16 protein-coding genes and 1 tRNA gene are annotated in these 15,335 nt (G+C 67.8%); 12 read left to right on the plus strand and 5 right to left on the minus strand.

Annotated features, from left to right (window positions below):
* Positions 1-2,727: an ATP-binding protein gene (locus BMI88_RS04715; protein WP_078546459.1), complete on the plus strand. Its 2,727-nt coding sequence runs from the start codon at positions 1-3 to the stop codon at positions 2,725-2,727.
* Between the two features lie 81 nt (positions 2,728-2,808).
* Positions 2,809-4,044, plus strand: coding sequence for a FliM/FliN family flagellar motor C-terminal domain-containing protein (locus BMI88_RS04720; protein WP_078546462.1), 1,236 nt, complete (start codon positions 2,809-2,811; stop codon positions 4,042-4,044).
* Between the two features lie 42 nt (positions 4,045-4,086).
* Here the strand turns inward: BMI88_RS04720 and BMI88_RS04725 are convergent, their stop codons facing one another.
* Together BMI88_RS04725 and BMI88_RS04730 are read right to left on the minus strand one after the other, a co-directional pair.
* Positions 4,087-4,587 (minus strand): DUF6691 family protein, encoded by a 501-nt coding sequence (locus BMI88_RS04725; RefSeq protein ID WP_078519515.1) that lies wholly within the window; start codon positions 4,585-4,587, stop codon positions 4,087-4,089.
* Positions 4,587-5,012 (minus strand): YeeE/YedE thiosulfate transporter family protein, encoded by a 426-nt coding sequence (locus BMI88_RS04730; RefSeq protein ID WP_078519514.1) that lies wholly within the window; start codon positions 5,010-5,012, stop codon positions 4,587-4,589. Before BMI88_RS04730 ends, BMI88_RS04725 begins: the two co-directional genes overlap by 1 nt.
* 194 nt (positions 5,013-5,206) lie before the next feature.
* On the opposite strand from BMI88_RS04730, the gene BMI88_RS04735 reads away from it, so the two are divergent.
* Together BMI88_RS04735 and BMI88_RS04740 are read left to right on the plus strand one after the other, a co-directional pair.
* Positions 5,207-5,545 carry a TraR/DksA family transcriptional regulator gene (locus BMI88_RS04735; RefSeq protein WP_078546464.1) on the plus strand — a complete coding sequence of 113 codons (339 nt, stop codon included), beginning with the start codon at positions 5,207-5,209 and terminating at the stop codon, positions 5,543-5,545.
* A 131-nt stretch (positions 5,546-5,676) separates the two neighbouring features.
* A complete protein-coding gene (locus BMI88_RS04740; RefSeq protein WP_078546467.1) occupies positions 5,677-7,698 on the plus strand; it encodes an enoyl-CoA hydratase-related protein in 2,022 nt (673 codons plus the stop codon).
* A gap of 29 nt (positions 7,699-7,727) precedes the next feature.
* Here the strand turns inward: BMI88_RS04740 and BMI88_RS04745 are convergent, their stop codons facing one another.
* Positions 7,728-7,943 (minus strand): hypothetical protein, encoded by a 216-nt coding sequence (locus BMI88_RS04745; protein WP_075774390.1) that lies wholly within the window; start codon positions 7,941-7,943, stop codon positions 7,728-7,730.
* 206 nt (positions 7,944-8,149) lie between these two features.
* On the opposite strand from BMI88_RS04745, the gene BMI88_RS04750 reads away from it, so the two are divergent.
* Positions 8,150-8,401, plus strand: a complete 252-nt coding sequence (locus tag BMI88_RS04750) for a DUF2312 domain-containing protein (protein WP_078539603.1) — start codon at positions 8,150-8,152, stop codon at positions 8,399-8,401.
* 48 nt (positions 8,402-8,449) lie between these two features.
* Here BMI88_RS04750 and BMI88_RS04755 read toward each other — a convergent pair whose 3' ends face one another.
* Positions 8,450-9,325: a hypothetical protein gene (locus tag BMI88_RS04755; RefSeq protein WP_078546469.1), complete on the minus strand. Its 876-nt coding sequence runs from the start codon at positions 9,323-9,325 to the stop codon at positions 8,450-8,452.
* Positions 9,326-9,603: 278 nt separating this feature from the next.
* Here BMI88_RS04755 and BMI88_RS04760 point away from each other — a divergent pair, with 278 nt between their 5' ends.
* From BMI88_RS04760 to BMI88_RS04790, 7 genes are all read left to right on the plus strand, one after another.
* Positions 9,604-11,166 carry an iron ABC transporter permease gene (locus tag BMI88_RS04760; RefSeq protein WP_078547282.1) on the plus strand — a complete coding sequence of 521 codons (1,563 nt, stop codon included), beginning with the start codon at positions 9,604-9,606 and terminating at the stop codon, positions 11,164-11,166.
* A 48-nt stretch (positions 11,167-11,214) separates the two neighbouring features.
* Positions 11,215-11,290: transfer RNA gene (locus BMI88_RS04765), tRNA-Thr, on the plus strand.
* A 36-nt stretch (positions 11,291-11,326) separates the two neighbouring features.
* The gene (locus BMI88_RS04770; protein WP_078546478.1) at positions 11,327-12,016 is read left to right on the plus strand and encodes a MotA/TolQ/ExbB proton channel family protein; all 690 of its coding nucleotides are present in this window, start codon (positions 11,327-11,329) and stop codon (positions 12,014-12,016) included.
* A 10-nt stretch (positions 12,017-12,026) separates the two neighbouring features.
* Positions 12,027-12,410 carry a biopolymer transporter ExbD gene (locus BMI88_RS04775; protein ID WP_078546480.1) on the plus strand — a complete coding sequence of 128 codons (384 nt, stop codon included), beginning with the start codon at positions 12,027-12,029 and terminating at the stop codon, positions 12,408-12,410.
* Positions 12,407-12,820: a biopolymer transporter ExbD gene (locus tag BMI88_RS04780; RefSeq protein ID WP_078546482.1), complete on the plus strand. Its 414-nt coding sequence runs from the start codon at positions 12,407-12,409 to the stop codon at positions 12,818-12,820. Before BMI88_RS04775 ends, BMI88_RS04780 begins: the two co-directional genes overlap by 4 nt.
* Positions 12,817-13,659, plus strand: a complete 843-nt coding sequence (locus BMI88_RS04785; RefSeq protein WP_078546484.1) for a TonB family protein — start codon at positions 12,817-12,819, stop codon at positions 13,657-13,659. The genes BMI88_RS04780 and BMI88_RS04785 overlap by 4 nt, the downstream gene beginning before the upstream one ends.
* Before the next feature lie 57 nt (positions 13,660-13,716).
* Positions 13,717-14,889, plus strand: coding sequence for a M20 aminoacylase family protein (locus BMI88_RS04790; protein WP_078546486.1), 1,173 nt, complete (start codon positions 13,717-13,719; stop codon positions 14,887-14,889).
* Between the two features lie 32 nt (positions 14,890-14,921).
* On the opposite strand, the gene BMI88_RS04795 is transcribed toward BMI88_RS04790, so the two are convergent.
* Positions 14,922-15,329: a universal stress protein gene (locus BMI88_RS04795; protein WP_078546488.1), complete on the minus strand. Its 408-nt coding sequence runs from the start codon at positions 15,327-15,329 to the stop codon at positions 14,922-14,924.
* Between the last annotated feature and the right edge of the window lie 6 nt (positions 15,330-15,335).

Consider the following 15,335-nt stretch of genomic DNA (forward strand, 5'->3'; position numbering starts at 1 on the left):
ATGCCCTTCAACAATCTCGTCGCGGTCTGCCTGACCTATGTGATCGTGCTCTTCTCGGTGGCGTTCGTGGCCGAACGTCGGGCGCAGCGCCGCCGCCTGCGCTTCCTACGCTCGCCGGTGATCTACACGCTGTCGCTGTCGATCTATTGCACCGCCTGGACCTTCTACGGCGCGGTCGGTTACGCGGCGCGGTCGGGTTTGGAATTCCTGACGATCTACCTTGGCCCGACGCTGGTCTTCGTCGGCTGGTGGTGGGTGCTGCGCAAGCTGGTGCGGATCGGGCGCACCCATCGCGTGACCTCGATCGCGGACCTGATCTCCAGTCGTTACGGCAAGTCGAACACGCTGGGCGTTATCGTCACGCTGATGTCGGTCGCCGCCGCCACGCCCTACATCGCGCTACAACTGCAATCGGTGACGCTGAGCTTCGGCGTCTTCGCGGCTGGCACGCCCGAAGGCTGGGCGCTGCCCGATCAAGGCGCGACGGCGCTATGGATCGCGGGCGGGCTTGCGATCTTCACCATCCTCTTCGGCACCCGAAATCTCGACGCGAACGAGCGACACCACGGGGTCGTCACCGCCATCGCGCTGGAGGCGGTGGTGAAGCTGGTCGCGCTGGTCGCGGTGGGCGTCTTCGTCGTCTGGGGACTGGGCGGCGGGCCGATGGACATGCTCTCCCGGATCGACGCTTCGAAGATCGCGGAATGGGATCTCCATCCGGGACGCTTCGCGGGGCTGACCTTCGTCTCCGCGGCCGCGATCCTGACCTTGCCGCGCATGTTTCAGGTGCTGGTCGTGGAGAATGTCGACGAGCGGCACCTCGCGACCGCAAGCTGGGCCTTTCCGGCCTATCTGATGCTGATGAGCCTCTTCGTCGTGCCGATCGCGGTTATGGGGCTGGAGCGGATGCCCGAGGGCGCGAACCCCGATCTGTTCGTGCTGACGCTGCCGCTGTCCGAGGGGCAGGGGAAGCTGGCGCTGCTGGCCTTCCTCGGGGGGTTTTCCTCGGCGACGTCGATGGTGATCGTCGCTGCCATTGCGCTCGCGACGATGGTCTCGAACCATATCGTGACGCCGCTGTGGCTGGCGCTGCGCCGCGAAGGCCCGCGCGCCCAGGGTGATGTGCGTGGGCTGGTTCTGGCCTCGCGCCGGGTCTCGATCATCGCGGTGCTGGCGATGGGCTATGCCTATTACCGGATGTCGGGCGGCTCCGAGGCGCTGGCGGCGATCGGCCTGATCGCCTTCGTGGGCGCGGCGCAGGTGCTGCCCGCGCTGATCGGCGGCATCTTCTGGCGCGGCGCGACCCATGTGGGGGCGGCGGCGGGGCTGGTGATCGGCTTCGCGCTCTGGGCCTATACGCTCTTTCTGCCTTCGGTAGGCGATGCCGGTCTCATCCCGCAGATCGTGCTGGATCACGGGCTGTTCGGGTTCGAATGGCTGCGGCCGCATGCATTGTTTGGGATCGCGGGGCTCGACCCGCTGCTGCATGCGCTTTTCTGGTCGCTGCTGTTCAACACGCTGGCCTTTCTGGTCTTCTCGATGCTGTCCTTCCCCGGCCCGATGGAGCGGCTGCAGGGCGTGGCCTTCGTGAACATCTACGATCAAAGCCCCGCCGCGCGCTCTTGGGTGCAAGGCGGCGCCGAGGCCGAGGACCTGCTGTCGATGTCGCAGCGGATTCTGGGCGCCGAGCCTGCACAACATTTCTTCCAAGCGCAGGCGGCGGGGCAGGGCAAGGCCGGATTTCTGCCCGACACCACACCCGATTTCCTCGCCCGGCTGGAGCGTAAGCTGGCGGGCTCGGTCGGGGCCTCGACGGCGCATGCGATGATCGCGCAACTGACCGGGGGCACCTCGGTGTCGATGCAGGACCTGATCGCCGTGGCGGGCGAGACGGCGGAGGCCAAGGAATACACCGCCCGGCTCGAGGCGAAATCCGAGGAACTCGCGCGGGTGGCGCGCGCGCTGCGCGAGGCCAATGACAAGCTGCAGGATCTGTCGGTGCAGAAGGACAGCTTCCTCAGCCAGATCAGCCACGAACTGCGAACGCCCATGACCTCGATCCGGGCATTTTCCGAGATTCTGATGGAGCCCGACCTGCCGGATTCGATGCGCGCGCAATATGCCGAGATCATCCATGAGGAAGCGCGCCGTCTGACGCGTCTGCTCGACGATCTGCTCGACCTTTCCGTGCTGGAGAACCGCCGCGCACAGCTCAATGTCTCGGTCGCCAATCTGCACGACCTGATCAACCGCGCGGTGCAATCGGCCTCCTCTACCCAACCCGAGCGCGCCTTCCGCATCGAGCGCGATTTCCCGACCGAGCATATGCCGATCTTCACCGATGCCGATCGGCTGGTGCAGGTGATGATCAACCTCATCTCGAACGCGCGGAAGTATTGCGATGCCGAGAAGGCGGTACTGCGGATCGAGGTGAAGCGCCGCGGCAAGCGGGTGCAGATCGACTTCATCGACAACGGCGCGGGCATTCCGAAGAAGAGCCAGAAGCTGATCTTCGAGAAATTCGCCCGTCTGACCGATCAAAGCCGCGCCGGCAGCGCGGGCCTCGGCCTCGCGATCTGCCGCGAGATCATGACCAATCTGGGCGGCACGATCGACTACGTGCCGGGGCAGGGCGGGGCCGCGTTCCGTATCAGTCTGCCGCTGAGGCGCAGCGATCAGCGCGCGCCCTCCGATCAGCCGCCCGAGAGCGCAGCCCTTTCGCGCTAAGCCACGAAACGCGGGGAATTTTCAACGCTTTGTAAACCTCGATCTGCCAAAGCTGGGCGATGAGACCCCGAAGGCGGGTGGATGGAGGCCATGGTTCACGAGCGCGAGACATCGGTGCTGCGGCGCAAGACCGAGGCGGCGAAGGCGGGTGCGGGCACGGCCCCGATCACGCCTGCGCGCGCGATCACGCTCGCGCTGTCCAAGGTCGCGCAGGATATGCTCGAACTGCCGCTGAAGGTCGCCTCGATCGAGGAGGCGACGCGGTCTCTCGCCGATCTGCCCGAGATGCTCGAAGATCTGTCGCTGCTTGCGGTGATCGAAGGGCCGGGGGAGGCGCTTGGCGTCCTCGCCTTGCCGCCTGCCACCTTGGCCACGCTGATCGAGATGCAGACGATGGGGCGGTTCGGCAAGACCATGCCCGCCCCGCGCAAACCCACCCGGATCGATGCCGCCATAGCTGCCGATTTCGTCGATGCGGTGCTGGCCGAGATCGAGGAGGGTTTGATCAGCGACCCGGCGATTTCCTGGGCCGGAGGCTTCCGCTTCGCTTCGCATCTCGACGATCCCCGGCCGCTTGGTCTGCTGCTGGAGGATGTCAGCTACCGGGTCTGGACGGCGCAGCTTGGCTTCGGCACTGGGGGCGAACGCAGCGGCGGCTTCCTCTGGGCAGTTCCGCGCGAAGGGCGGGGCGCCGCGATGCGCCGCGCGGCCCCGGCGGCGGGCGAAAATCCGGAGGGCGGTTCGGGGCCCAAGGCGGAAAGCTTCACGCTCGAAGATCCCGCGCGCGACTGGTCCGACACGTTCGAACGCTCCATTCTGGCGGCCTCCGCGCAGCTCGTAGCGGTCCTGCACCGCGTCACGCTGCCACTGTCTACCGTGCTGACACTGCGCCCCGGCACAGAGATCCCGATCCCGGAGGACGCGTTGGAGAAGATCACGCTCGAGGCGCAGGGACGGCGCAAGCTCTCGCTCGCCCGTCTCGGCCAAAGCCACGGGCTACGTGCGCTGCGCCTGCGCGATGAAGACGAGTCGGCGAATGGCGTTGGCCGGGGGGCTGAGACGTTCGATGCCGGGGCGTCGCCCTATGCGCAGGCTCCGACGCTCGACGAGGTGCCGGGCCTGTCCAGCCTCGGCGACCCGCTCGATCCGGCATATGACCCTGAGTGTGGCGTCGATGCCGCCCACGCGCCCGAGCCGCGCGGGTTTGACGGGCTTGAACCCGACATGGATTTTGGAGAGCCACTCGATCTTGATGCGCTCTCCTCGACAGAAGACGACGACGCGCTGCCGCCGCTCAAGATTCAATCGGGCATGTGATCGCATCCCCGCGATGGGGGCGCGAATGCAGGCTGCGGCGACTTACGCGCCGCGCGTCGCGGAGGTCGCGGACGCCTCTTTGGTCCCGTTCTCGCAGGGCGGCACTTCCAGCGTGCTGCGATCCAACAGGCTCAGCCACGCCTTTGCCCGCGGTGCGAGCGCCATCCCGACCCCCATGGCGATCAGGAACAGCCAGCCCTCCCAGCCATTGAAGGACAGCGAGCCCATCGCGGGGCCGGGGCATAGCCCCGCAAGGCCCCAGCCCGCGCCGAACAGGAGCGAGCCGAGCACGAGATTGCGATCCACGAGCCGCGGAAACGGCCCCGGCATCGGCGAGCCCAGCATCGAGGTTTCGCGGCGCTTCGCGAAGATCCAGACGAAGAACATCACGCTCACCGCGCCGCCCATCACGAAGGCCAGCGTCGGATCCCAGTCGCCGAACACGTCGAGCCAGCCCTGCACCTTTTTCGTGTCGACCATGCCCGCCACGAGAAGCCCCGCGCCGAACAGCCCACCCGACAGGAATGCGAAGAAATTGCGCATCAGATCACTCCCAGAAAATGCCGGAAGATCACGAGGACCAGCGCACCGCCGAGCAGGTAGAAGGCGGTGGCGACGATCCCGCGCAGCGAAAATCGCGAGATGCCGCAGACGCCGTGGCCTGAGGTGCAGCCATTCGCGATCCGCGTGCCCAGGCCCACCATCAGGCCTGCGGCTACGATCACCCAGACGGAACTGGTCATATGGGTGTCGACTGTTGTGTAAAGCGGCACGAGAAGCGGTGGCACCGCGATCAGCCCGCCGAGGAAGGCCACGCGCTCGGACACGGTCTCGCGGCCCGAGCCGTCGACCAACCCGCCGATAATGCCGCTTGCGCCCATGATCCGGCCGTTGACCAGCAGAAACAGGCCCGCGCCCGCGCCAATCATCAGGCCTCCGACGAGGCCCCAAATCCAATCTTGATGCATGAGCTCTCCCTGTGCTCAATTGCGGATCGAACGGGCTCTCCCGGACCCGTCAGAGTTGTAATGCTAGACCTCACGCCCGTGATGGCGCAAGCAATTTGATATCTGCATATGTGCGTGAGTGCGACCGGTTGATTTGCGTCAAAGCGGAGAAACGCTTGCCTGATTAAGTGGTTGTATCGATCAAGGAGGACAGGATGAAGTCAACTGAAACGCGCAAGAAGGAACTCGAAACCCGGCGAGAGCAGCTCTCCGAAAGGATGGCGCAGGTCGAATCCGAACTTGAGGGCCACGAAGAAAAAGATTGGGACGACGCCGCGATCGAGCATGAGAGCGACGAGGTTCTCGAAGACCTCGGCCAGTCGGCGCAGTCCGAGATCCGCGCGATCGACGCCGCCCTGGCCCGGATCGAGGCGGGCGAATACGGCTATTGCGTCACCTGCGGCGAGCGCATCGACGAGGCACGGCTCGATCTGCTGCCCGCAACACCGTTTTGCCGGGCGCATGCACCGGGCGCGAAGGCGACCCGCCAGTAACCTCTGGCCTACCGTTTCAAAGGGGCAAGGGCAGTCAATTGCCCCTGCGCGCCTCCCCCGGGGATGCGCGATTTCCCTTTTGTTTTGAACCTGCTTCGCTTTAAACTTCGCGCGGCGGAGGATCGCACGGAATGCCCCGCCACAAGTGGGGGACGATGGCGAACCGGGTGAAATTTCGGACACAGGACGGGCTGGCTTGGCTGACGCTCGCAGCGCTTGACGATCAGGGCGCGCGGGCCGGTATCACGGCCCAGATGCGCCGCGCGATCGGCGGCGTGCTCGACCGGGTCGAAGGCGACAAGAGCCTGCGCGGTCTGGTCCTGCAGGGCGGGGCTTCGGGCTGGCCCTGCGCACCCGATCCGCTGGAAGATTTCGACGCGATCACGCCGCGCCCGGCGAAGGGCGAAGAGGTGCCGAGCCTGTCGGAGCTTTGCCGACGACTCGGGGCGCTCGACCTGCCGGTGCTTGCGCGGCTCTCCGGGCGGATCGCGGGCGGCTCGATGGCGCTGGCGCAGGCCGCCGATCTGCGCATCGCCGATCCTGATACCTGTTTTGCGGCACCGGAATTCGCGCTTGGCGGCTTCGTCGGTGCAGGCGGCCTCGTGCGGCTCGCGCGGCGGATCGGCGGTGCGCGGGCGCTTGCGATCGTGGCCGCCGGTGAGGAGGTCGAGGCCGAGCCCGCCCGGGCGCAGGGCCAATGCGATCTTGTGCTGGGCGCGACCGATCGCAGCCAGATTGCCGCCGCTCTCGATATGCTGATCGCCGAGGGTGTACCGCGCACCGATACCGCGCTCGACGATCCCGCAACCTATCTCAACGATCTCGCGCCGCTGCGGGCACAGCTGGGAAAGGGCGCGCTTGCGCCGGTCGGCGCGCGCCTGTTCGAAGTGGTCGAAGGCGCGCTGTTGCTGCCGCTCGACGAGGCGCTCGATGTCGAGGCGGTCGCCTTGCAGGAATTGCTCGAGGCGCCGCTGTCACAGGCGTTGCGCCACGCCGCACGGGCCACGCGCCGCGCCGCGCATCTGCCCGGCGAGGGCACGCCTACCGCGCCCGCGCCGCTGCGCATCGGCCTTTGGGATCAGCCCGCCGCGATGGCCGGAGGCTTGCTTGCCGCCGGGCACGAAGTCGTGTTCGGCGCAAGCGACCCCGCCGCGATCGAGACGGCTTTTGCCGATATCGCGCGCAAGCAGGAGATCGCGGTGCAGTCCGGCGCTCTGTCACCCGACATTCGCGAGGCCGATTGGGCGCGGCTTGGCGCGGCGATGACCCGCGAGGGGCTGTCGGGCTCGGATGCGCTGATCGCCTCGGGCAAAGGAAATTTCCCGCCCGCGCCGCTGAGCGCGCGCAACGCCGATGATCTGGCTGACGGCGCGGAGGACTTCGGGCTGCGCTGCACCGGCGATCTGTGTGAGCTCGTACCGCCCGAGGGCGCGCTGCCTGCCGATCTCTACGCGATGGCTGGGCTGCTCCGGCAGGGTGGGGCGCAGGTATTGCGCAGTGGTCCGGGCGCGGGCGGCATCGCCGATCATCTGCGCGTCGCCTATATCGCCGCGGCAGAGCGCGCGGTGCTGGCCGGGGCTTCGGTCGCGCAGGTCGATGCGGCGATCCGCGAGGCAGGCGGCACACGCCCGCCCCTGGAGCTGGCCGACCGGCTGGGCGTCGATGCCGTACTGGAGGATTTCGTGCGGCTGCATCGCCCGTTCGGCCCGCTTCTGAGCTTGCTCGCGCTCGATGCCGCGGCGACTGGCGCGCGGCGACAGGGCTTTTACGATTGGTCCGAGGGCACGCCGCGCCCGGTCCCCGATCAGGCCGAGGCGCTCACGGCTTTGCGCGACGAGGCCGGAATCGTGCCGCGCCGTCTGTCCAATGCGCGCATCCGCGCCCGGATTCTGGCCGAGCTTGCCAATTGCGGCGCGGGGCTCTTGCAGCACGCGCAGGCGCATCGGGCGGGCGATATCGACGTCGCGGCGCGCCATGTGCTGGGCTTCGCACCGCAGATGGGCGGCGTGATGTTCGCCGCCGACCGCGCGGGCCTTCTTGGGACGCGCAAGCTGCTGCGCGAGCTGGCCGAAGAGGGCGCGCCCGAGCCGGTCACGCTCTGGGATGTGCTGATCCGCAACGGCAAATGCTTCGCCGATCTCGACGACGCGTGAGGGGACGTGCTTGAAGGGGCAGGGCCGCCTCAGCCGAGGAAGATGCCCAGCACCACCATCATCAGCCCGATCACCGACACGAACAGCGCGCCCATATTGATCGCGATGATTTTTTGCAGCCGAGCGCGCAGCTCTTCATCGGGCAGGCCGGCGCGTTTGGCGCTGGCCACTTTGACGATGCAATAGAGGATGCCGAACAGCCCGATCACCGAGACGACGGCCCCTGCCCAGATCAGATTTTCCATTGCGGCCTCCGAAAGTTGCGCGCGCCTGCCTAGCCCGTCGCCGGGGGTATGGCAAGAAAAACGCGGGCGCCCGCGATCTTGCGGGAAGAGGCGGGAGGGGCGGGCGTCCTCCCATAACTCGCCGATCCGCGCGCGCCGCCTCTTGATGCGCGCAGACGCTCGGGCTAGTCAGAGCGCCGACCCCCGTTCGCAAGCAGGAGAGGCCCATGCCCAACGATGCCGCCTACAATGTCACCGCCGATGAGCTGCGCCAGTTTGTCGAGCAGTTCGAGAGCCTCGAAGCCGAGAAGAAAGACATCGCCGAGCAGCAGAAGGACATTATGTCCGAGGCCAAAGCCCGCGGCTATGACACCAAGGTGCTGAAGAAGATCGTAGCCCTGCGCAAACGCGACAAGGATGACGTGGCCGAGGAAGAGGCGATTCTCGACCTCTACAAATCCGCGCTGGGGATGGGCTGAGCGCTATTGCGCGCCGGGCGATGATCCGGCGCGATCCGCGCCCTTCGCTTAGGGGGCGATGAATTCCACACCGGGCATCCGCGCGATCGCGGCGACGTCGGCATCGTATTGCGCGGTGATCTCGTCGACCAGTTCATCGGTCCAGCCCGGCAGCGGTGCCTCGATCTCGAGCGCCTCGGGCTGGGCGTATTTGTCGAGGAAGGCCGCCACGATCTTGCGCCGGTGCAGCACCGATTTCGGCGGGTTCGCGGCGAAATAGCTGCGCAGCCGTTCGATCCCCTCCTCGGGCATGATCTGACGCAGCACCATCATGTCGCCCTTGAGCGTTTGATCCTCCGGCAGCCCCCCGACCGAGCGCAGAACCTCGGGCCAGATCAGCGGCAAATCCTCGTTGCACCAGATCACGAAGCGCCGCCCGCCCGCGGCTTCCACCATCTGGCGGATCAGCGGCTCCCAGCGCAGCTCGCGCGGGTCGTGGCCTTCCATGATCTGCTCGTAACTGCGCTTGGGCAGCCGGGCGACCAGTTGCGGGATCAGGCTCGCGGGGTTGATCAGCGCGAGATGGAACTCGGTCTCCGCATCGGGAAAGAGGTTCGCGAGCGGCGCGAGCTTGCCCGGTGCCATCGCGTAGAAGCCGCGCTTGGTGATCACCCGCTCGGGGATGCACAGGAAAAACGCGTGGCTGAACACCAGCCGATCCAGCACCGGCGCCTCGGTGCTCGCCTCGATGATCGCGTCCTGCACATCCTGCGGGGCGGGCCCGCCTTTCAGCGAGACCAGCGCATCGCGCAGCACCATCCGATAGCTGCGGGGCGCGGGCACGGCGATGCGGTGAGACTCGAGGAGCCGCTCATTGCTCGAAAGCGCGCCCACGATGCGATCTTCATCGGTCGAATGCGCTCCGAGATGGAAAACGACTTTCATTCTGCGCGCCTCAATATCGTCTGCCGGGTCAAGCCCTTATTGTTGCCGCTTACTCTAGCCGCTCCCTTCTGGACAGGCAAATGTGTTTCGGGGTAGGAGGGGCGAGACAATTCCGACAAAACTGATCGGGAAAACCCGTGCCCAAATCCGCTCAATCCCTCTCGGTCCCTCCTGCGCCTGCCTTGCGCGGGCGCTTGCGTGCCGGAGGCGGTCTGTGGTCGCTCGGGGCCGTGGTGATCGCGGTGCTGGTGCTGGCGCCGATTTTGGCTGTCGGGTGGATGGCGCTCGATCCGCGCGACAATATCTGGCCGCATCTGATCGCGACGGTTCTGCCCCGCTACCTGATCAATACGGCAGTGCTGACGGGCGGCGTGGGGCTTCTGGCCTCGGCCATCGGGGCGGGGGCTGCGTGGCTCGTGGTCATGTATCGCTTCCCGGGGCATCGCATATTGCAATGGCTGCTGCTGCTGCCGCTCGCGATCCCGGCCTATGTCGGCGCCTACGCCCTCACCGATTTTCTGGACTATTCCGGCCCGGTGCAGACCGCGATGCGCGGCGCCTTCGGCTGGGCCTCGGCGCGTGACTACTGGTTCCCCGAGATCCGCTCGCGCGAGGCGGCGGTCGTTGTGCTCTCGGCCGCTCTTTACCCCTATATCTACCTGATCACCCGCGCGGCGTTGCGCGAGCAATCCGGCGCCAGCTACGAGGTCGCCCGCGCCCTCGGCACCGGGCCGTGGGGGATGGTCTGGCGCGTGGGCCTGCCACTCGCGCGTCCCGCCATCGCCGCAGGGGCCGCGATCGCGATGATGGAGACGGTGGCGGATTTCGGCGTCGTCGATCATTTCGGCGTGCAGACCCTGACGACGGGCATCTTCTCGACATGGCTTTCGGGCGGCAATGCGGGCGGGGCGGCGCAGCTCGCGCTGGTGATCCTCGGGATCGTGCTCGCGCTCCTTATGCTCGAGAAACTCTCGCGCCGCCGCGTCCATTATTACCAAAGCGCACGTCAGGCGCGCCCGGTGCAGCCGCAGCGTCTGAAAGGCGCGGCTGGCTGGGTGGCGACGCTGGCCTGCGTGCTCCCGGTGGCCTTGGGCTTCGTGCTGCCGGTCGCGGTGATGGGCGGTCATGCGCTCGCCAATCCCGAGGCGTGGTTCGGCCGGGGCCTCGGGCTCGCGCTGTGGCACACGATCCTGACCGGAGGGGCGGCCGCCGCGATCACGGTGACGCTGGCGCTGTTCATGGTCTACGGGGTGCGCCTTTCGGGGCAGCGCCTACCGCGCGCGGTGCTGCCGCTGACGACGCTGGGCTATGCCGCGCCGGGGGCGGTGCTGGCGGTCGGCATCCTGATCCCGCTCGCCGGTCTCGATCACATGCTGGCCGACACCGTGCTGGCGATCACCGGCCACGATCCCGGGCTGCTGCTGACGGGCTCCGCCTTTGCGATCATCCTCGCCTATGTCGTGCGATTCTTCGCCATCGCCCAAGGCGCGAGCGACGCCGCCTTCGGGCGCGTGCCGCCCTCGCTGCCGATGGCCGCGCGTTCGCTGGGGCGTACGCCGGGCGGCGTCCTGCGCAGCCTCTACCTGCCGCTGATGCGCGGCTCGGTCGGCTCGGCGTTGCTTCTGGTCTTCGTCGATTGCGTGAAGGAACTGCCCGCGACGCTGCTGCTGCGCCCGTTCAATTTCGAGACGCTGGCCACGCGCACGCAGGAAAAAGCGAGCCTCGAGAACCTGGGCGATGCCTCGCCCGCCGCACTTCTGGTCTGCGCGGTGGGGCTGGTCGCGGTCGCGATCCTCGCCCGCGCAGATCAAGCGCGCGCCGATCTTGCCCGTTCCCGCTGAGCGGCGTCTTGCGCGAATTTCCAAGCCGCGCTATTGCGGGCCGGTCACGCCGGCGTAGCTCAGTTGGTAGAGCGTCTGATTTGTAATCAGGGGGTCGGGGGTTCGAGTCCCTCCGCCGGCACCACCTCACCGCGCCTGTGGGCGTGCATTGGAGGGCGCGATGGAAGCTACCGCTCAGATTTCCGGAGCTCTTCCGGGGCGCATGTTCGATGCGCTCGTGCTCGGAGGTCCGGCGATGTGGGCGATTGCGGCGCTGTCCGTGATCTCGCTCGCGGTGATCATCTGGAAAATCTGGGATTTGCTGGCTGCCGGTGCGTGGTCGGGCGGGGCGCATAGCCAGGCGGCGATCGCAGCCTGGGCGGCAGGCGATCCCGACGGGGCCGAGGCGGCTTTGGCAGGGCGGCGCTCGTTGCGCGCGCAGCTGGCCCGTGCTGCGATGGCGAGCCTGCGCGATCCGCAGCTCGATCGGGCCGGGGCCGAGGCCGAAACGGGGCGCGTCGCGCGCGACCTGCTGGCGCGGGCGCGCTCGGGGCTCCGCGCGCTGGAACTGGCCGTTGTGATCGGCCCGCTCCTGGGGCTTCTGGGCACGGTCGCGGGCATGATCGCGGCCTTCCGCGCCTTGCAGGAGGCGGGCGTTCAGGCCGATCCGGCGACGCTTGCAGGCGGCATCTGGGAGGCGCTTTTGACGACGGCGGCGGGCATGGCCGTGGCGATCCCGGCGCAGATCGCGCTGTCGGGCTTCGACGCGGTGGTGGACCGCCTGCGCCACGATATGGAAGACGCCGCGACCCGCATCTTCGCCCGCGCGCCCGCCACGCTCACCGAGCGGCCCCGCGCCGCCGCCGAGTGAGGCGCGCGCGATGTTCGCCTTCGGTCAACCGCGCCCCCGCCGTCGCCCGGCGCTGACGCCGATGATCGACGTGGTCTTCCTGCTTCTGGTGTTCTTCATGCTCGCCTCGCGCTTCGGGGTGGAGCGCACGCTGGACCTGACCTTGGGCGGCGGCACGTCTGGCGCGGAATGGTCCGGCCCGCCGCGTCTGGTCGATGTGGGCGAAGGCGGTACGGTCAGCCTGAACGGGCAGGTGGTCGCGCTGGCCGATCTGGCAGGGGCGCTGCAGCCGTTGATGGATCAGCCTTCTGATCCGGTCGTGCTGCGTCCGAAAGAGGGCGATCTGAACGCGCTGACCCAAGTGATCGAGGCGTTGCGCGGCGCGGGGCTGAGCAATCTGGTGCTGGTGCCATGAGCCTCTTCACCGATCCGCCGCGGCGTAGCTTGCCCGAGCCGCTTTTGCCGATGATCAATGTGGTCTTTCTGCTGCTGATCTTCTTCCTGCTGGCTGCGACGCTGACCCAGCCGACGCCTTTCGAGGTCACCCCACCCGAGGCTTCGGGCGAGGGCAAGGCCGATCCCGGCGCGCTGGTCCTGTTTGCGAATTCCGAGGGCGAGATCGCCTATGGGGAGGCGCGCGGCGATGCGGCGATTGCGGCGCTGGGGGCAGCTGCGCAGGATGCGCGCGCGGACTGCGGCGATTGCGCCGACAGCCTGACCCTGCGTGCGGACGGTCAGCTTCCCGGCGACGCGCTGGCGAAGCTGATGCCGCAGCTGGCGGGTCTCGGTTTCACCGATCTCAAACTCGTGGTGCGGGGCAAATGACGCTGCGCGGGTTGGCTTTCGTGGGCGCGCTGGGCGCGGCTTTGGCAGTCCATGCGGGCGTGCTGATGGTCTGGGAGCCTGCGCCTGTGGGCGGGGCGCAATCGGCAGGTGACGGGGGCGAGGCACTCGTCTCGCTTGCGCCGTCTTCGCCATCCATGGCTGCACGCGTGGCGGAGTGGGAGCGCCCGCCCGAGGTCGAGACGGAGGTCGCGGCGACGCAGCCTGAGGCTCCAACCGCGCCCGAAGCGCCTGAAGCCCCGACCGAGCCGCCGGAAACCGCGCCGCGAACCGCGACTGCGCCGACGCTGACCGCGCCGCCTGCGCCCGATGCGGCGTTGCCTGAACAGGCCGAGCCCGCGCCGCCCGACATGCCGCGGCCCGAAGCCAAGCCCACGCCGCCTGCGCCGAGACCGGCGAAGCCGAAGCCCAAAGCGCCCGCGAAGAAACAGGCCTCGCAGCCCGCCGCGGCTCAGCCCAAGCAGCAGGCGAAGGGGCAGGGCGACAAAGGGGCCGCAGGCGACCGGCGCGCGGCCCCGGCGGCGACGCTCTCGGCGGGACAGATCCGGTCCCTGATGGGATCGTGGGGCGGAGAAATCCGCGCCCGGATCGAACGCGCCAAGCAAACGCCCTCCGGGGCAGGCGCGGGCCGCGTGGTGGTGGCGCTGAATATCGCGCGCGACGGGCGGCTCCTCGGCGCGTCGGTTGCACAAAGCTCGGGCAATGCGGCGCTCGACCGGGCGGCGCTCGATGCCGTGCGCCGGGCAGGCCGTTTCCCCGCGGCGCCGCAAGGCTTGGGCAAACCCAGCTACAGCTTCTCCTTGCCGATGGCCTTCCGCTGAGCGCGGCTTGCACCCGAACGCGCAGCGAGGCAGGGTAGCACCAACCAAGGAGCGAGCATGCCGATCAAGAACCGTTTTGCCGAAATGCACGCGGAAGCCACCGCATGGCGGCACGATTTTCACCGCAATCCCGAACTGCTTTACGATCTGCCGCGGACCTCCGCGCGCGTGGCCGACCTGCTGCGCGATTTCGGCTGCGATGAGGTGGTCGAGGGGATCGGGCGCACGGGCGTCGTCGGCGTGATCGAAGGGCAAGGCGCGCGCCAGGGCGGGCTACGCTGTGTCGGGCTGCGCGCGGATATGGATGCGCTGCCGATCCGCGAGAAAACCGGCGCCGAGCACGCCTCCGAGGTCGAGGGCAAGATGCATGCATGCGGCCATGACGGGCACACGTCGACCCTGCTCGCGGCGGCGAAATACCTCTGCGAGACGCGTGCCTTCGCGGGCCGCGCCGTGGTGATCTTCCAGCCCGCCGAAGAGGGAGGGGCCGGGGCCAAGGCGATGATCGAGGACGGTCTGATGGAGCGCTTCGGCATCGAGGAGGTCTACGCGCTGCATAACATGCCGGGGATGGAACCGGGCAGCTTCGGTATCCGGCCCGATGCGATGATGGCGGCGGCGGATTTCTTCGACATCGTGGTGACCGGGAAGGGCGGCCATGCGGCGAAACCGCAGGAGGTGATCGACCCGGTGCCGATCTCCGCCCACCTGATCCTCGCGCTACAAAGCATCGTGTCCCGCGCGACCGATCCGCTGGAGGAGATCGTGCTGTCGGTCACGACGCTGGAGACCGACTCGAAAGCGCTCAACGTGATCGGCAATTCGGTGAGCCTTGGCGGGACGGTGCGCACGATGAGCGCCGAGACCCGCGATCTGGCCGAGCGCCGCCTGCGCGAGATTGCGCAGGGCGTTGCCGCGACCCATGAGGCGACGGCGGAGGTCGACTACCGGCGCGGCTATCCCGTCACCCGCAACGATGCGGCGGCGGCCGAGGTCGCAGCGCAGGTGGCCGAGGCCGTGGCAGGCACCTGCGATCGCAACGTCGATCCGATGATGGGGGCGGAGGATTTCGCCTATATGTTGGAGGTGCGCCCCGGGGCCTATGGCTTCATCGGCAACGGCCCCAGCGCGCCGCTCCATCACGCGGAATACGATTTCAACGACGCGATCCTGCCTGCGGGTGCAAGCTGGTTCGTCGGCATGATCGAGGCGCGTCTGCCTGCCGAGTGAGCCTCAGCGCATCACCATAGCCCGCGCTGGTCTCAGCGCATGACCATGACCGCGCATTTCGCATGGCGCACGACGCGCGAGGCGGTCGAGCCGATCAGGTAATCGCCAAATCCCGGACGGTGCGACGCGATCACGATGCAATCGGCCCCGATATTTTCCGCGTAGTCGAGAATTTCATGGCCGGGCTGACCTTCGACGATCGCCCAGGCGCCCGCGTCGAACTCCGCCGCGCGCGTGGCGAGGTCATGCTCCAGCGTCTTGCGCAATTCCTCGGCATAACCCTCGGGCATGTAGTTGATCGCATAGGCGGGGACATCTTCCATCACATGCAGCAAGGTGATGCGCGCCCCGTCGCCTGCCAGCGCCCGCGCGACATTGAGCGCGGCATCGGGGTTGTGATCTTCGTCGAAGGCGACGGGCACGAGAATGTTGGAATACATTGGTTT

The sequence above is a fragment of the Thioclava sp. F36-6 genome (assembly GCF_002020305.1).
Lineage (GTDB): Bacteria > Pseudomonadota > Alphaproteobacteria > Rhodobacterales > Rhodobacteraceae > Thioclava > Thioclava sediminum.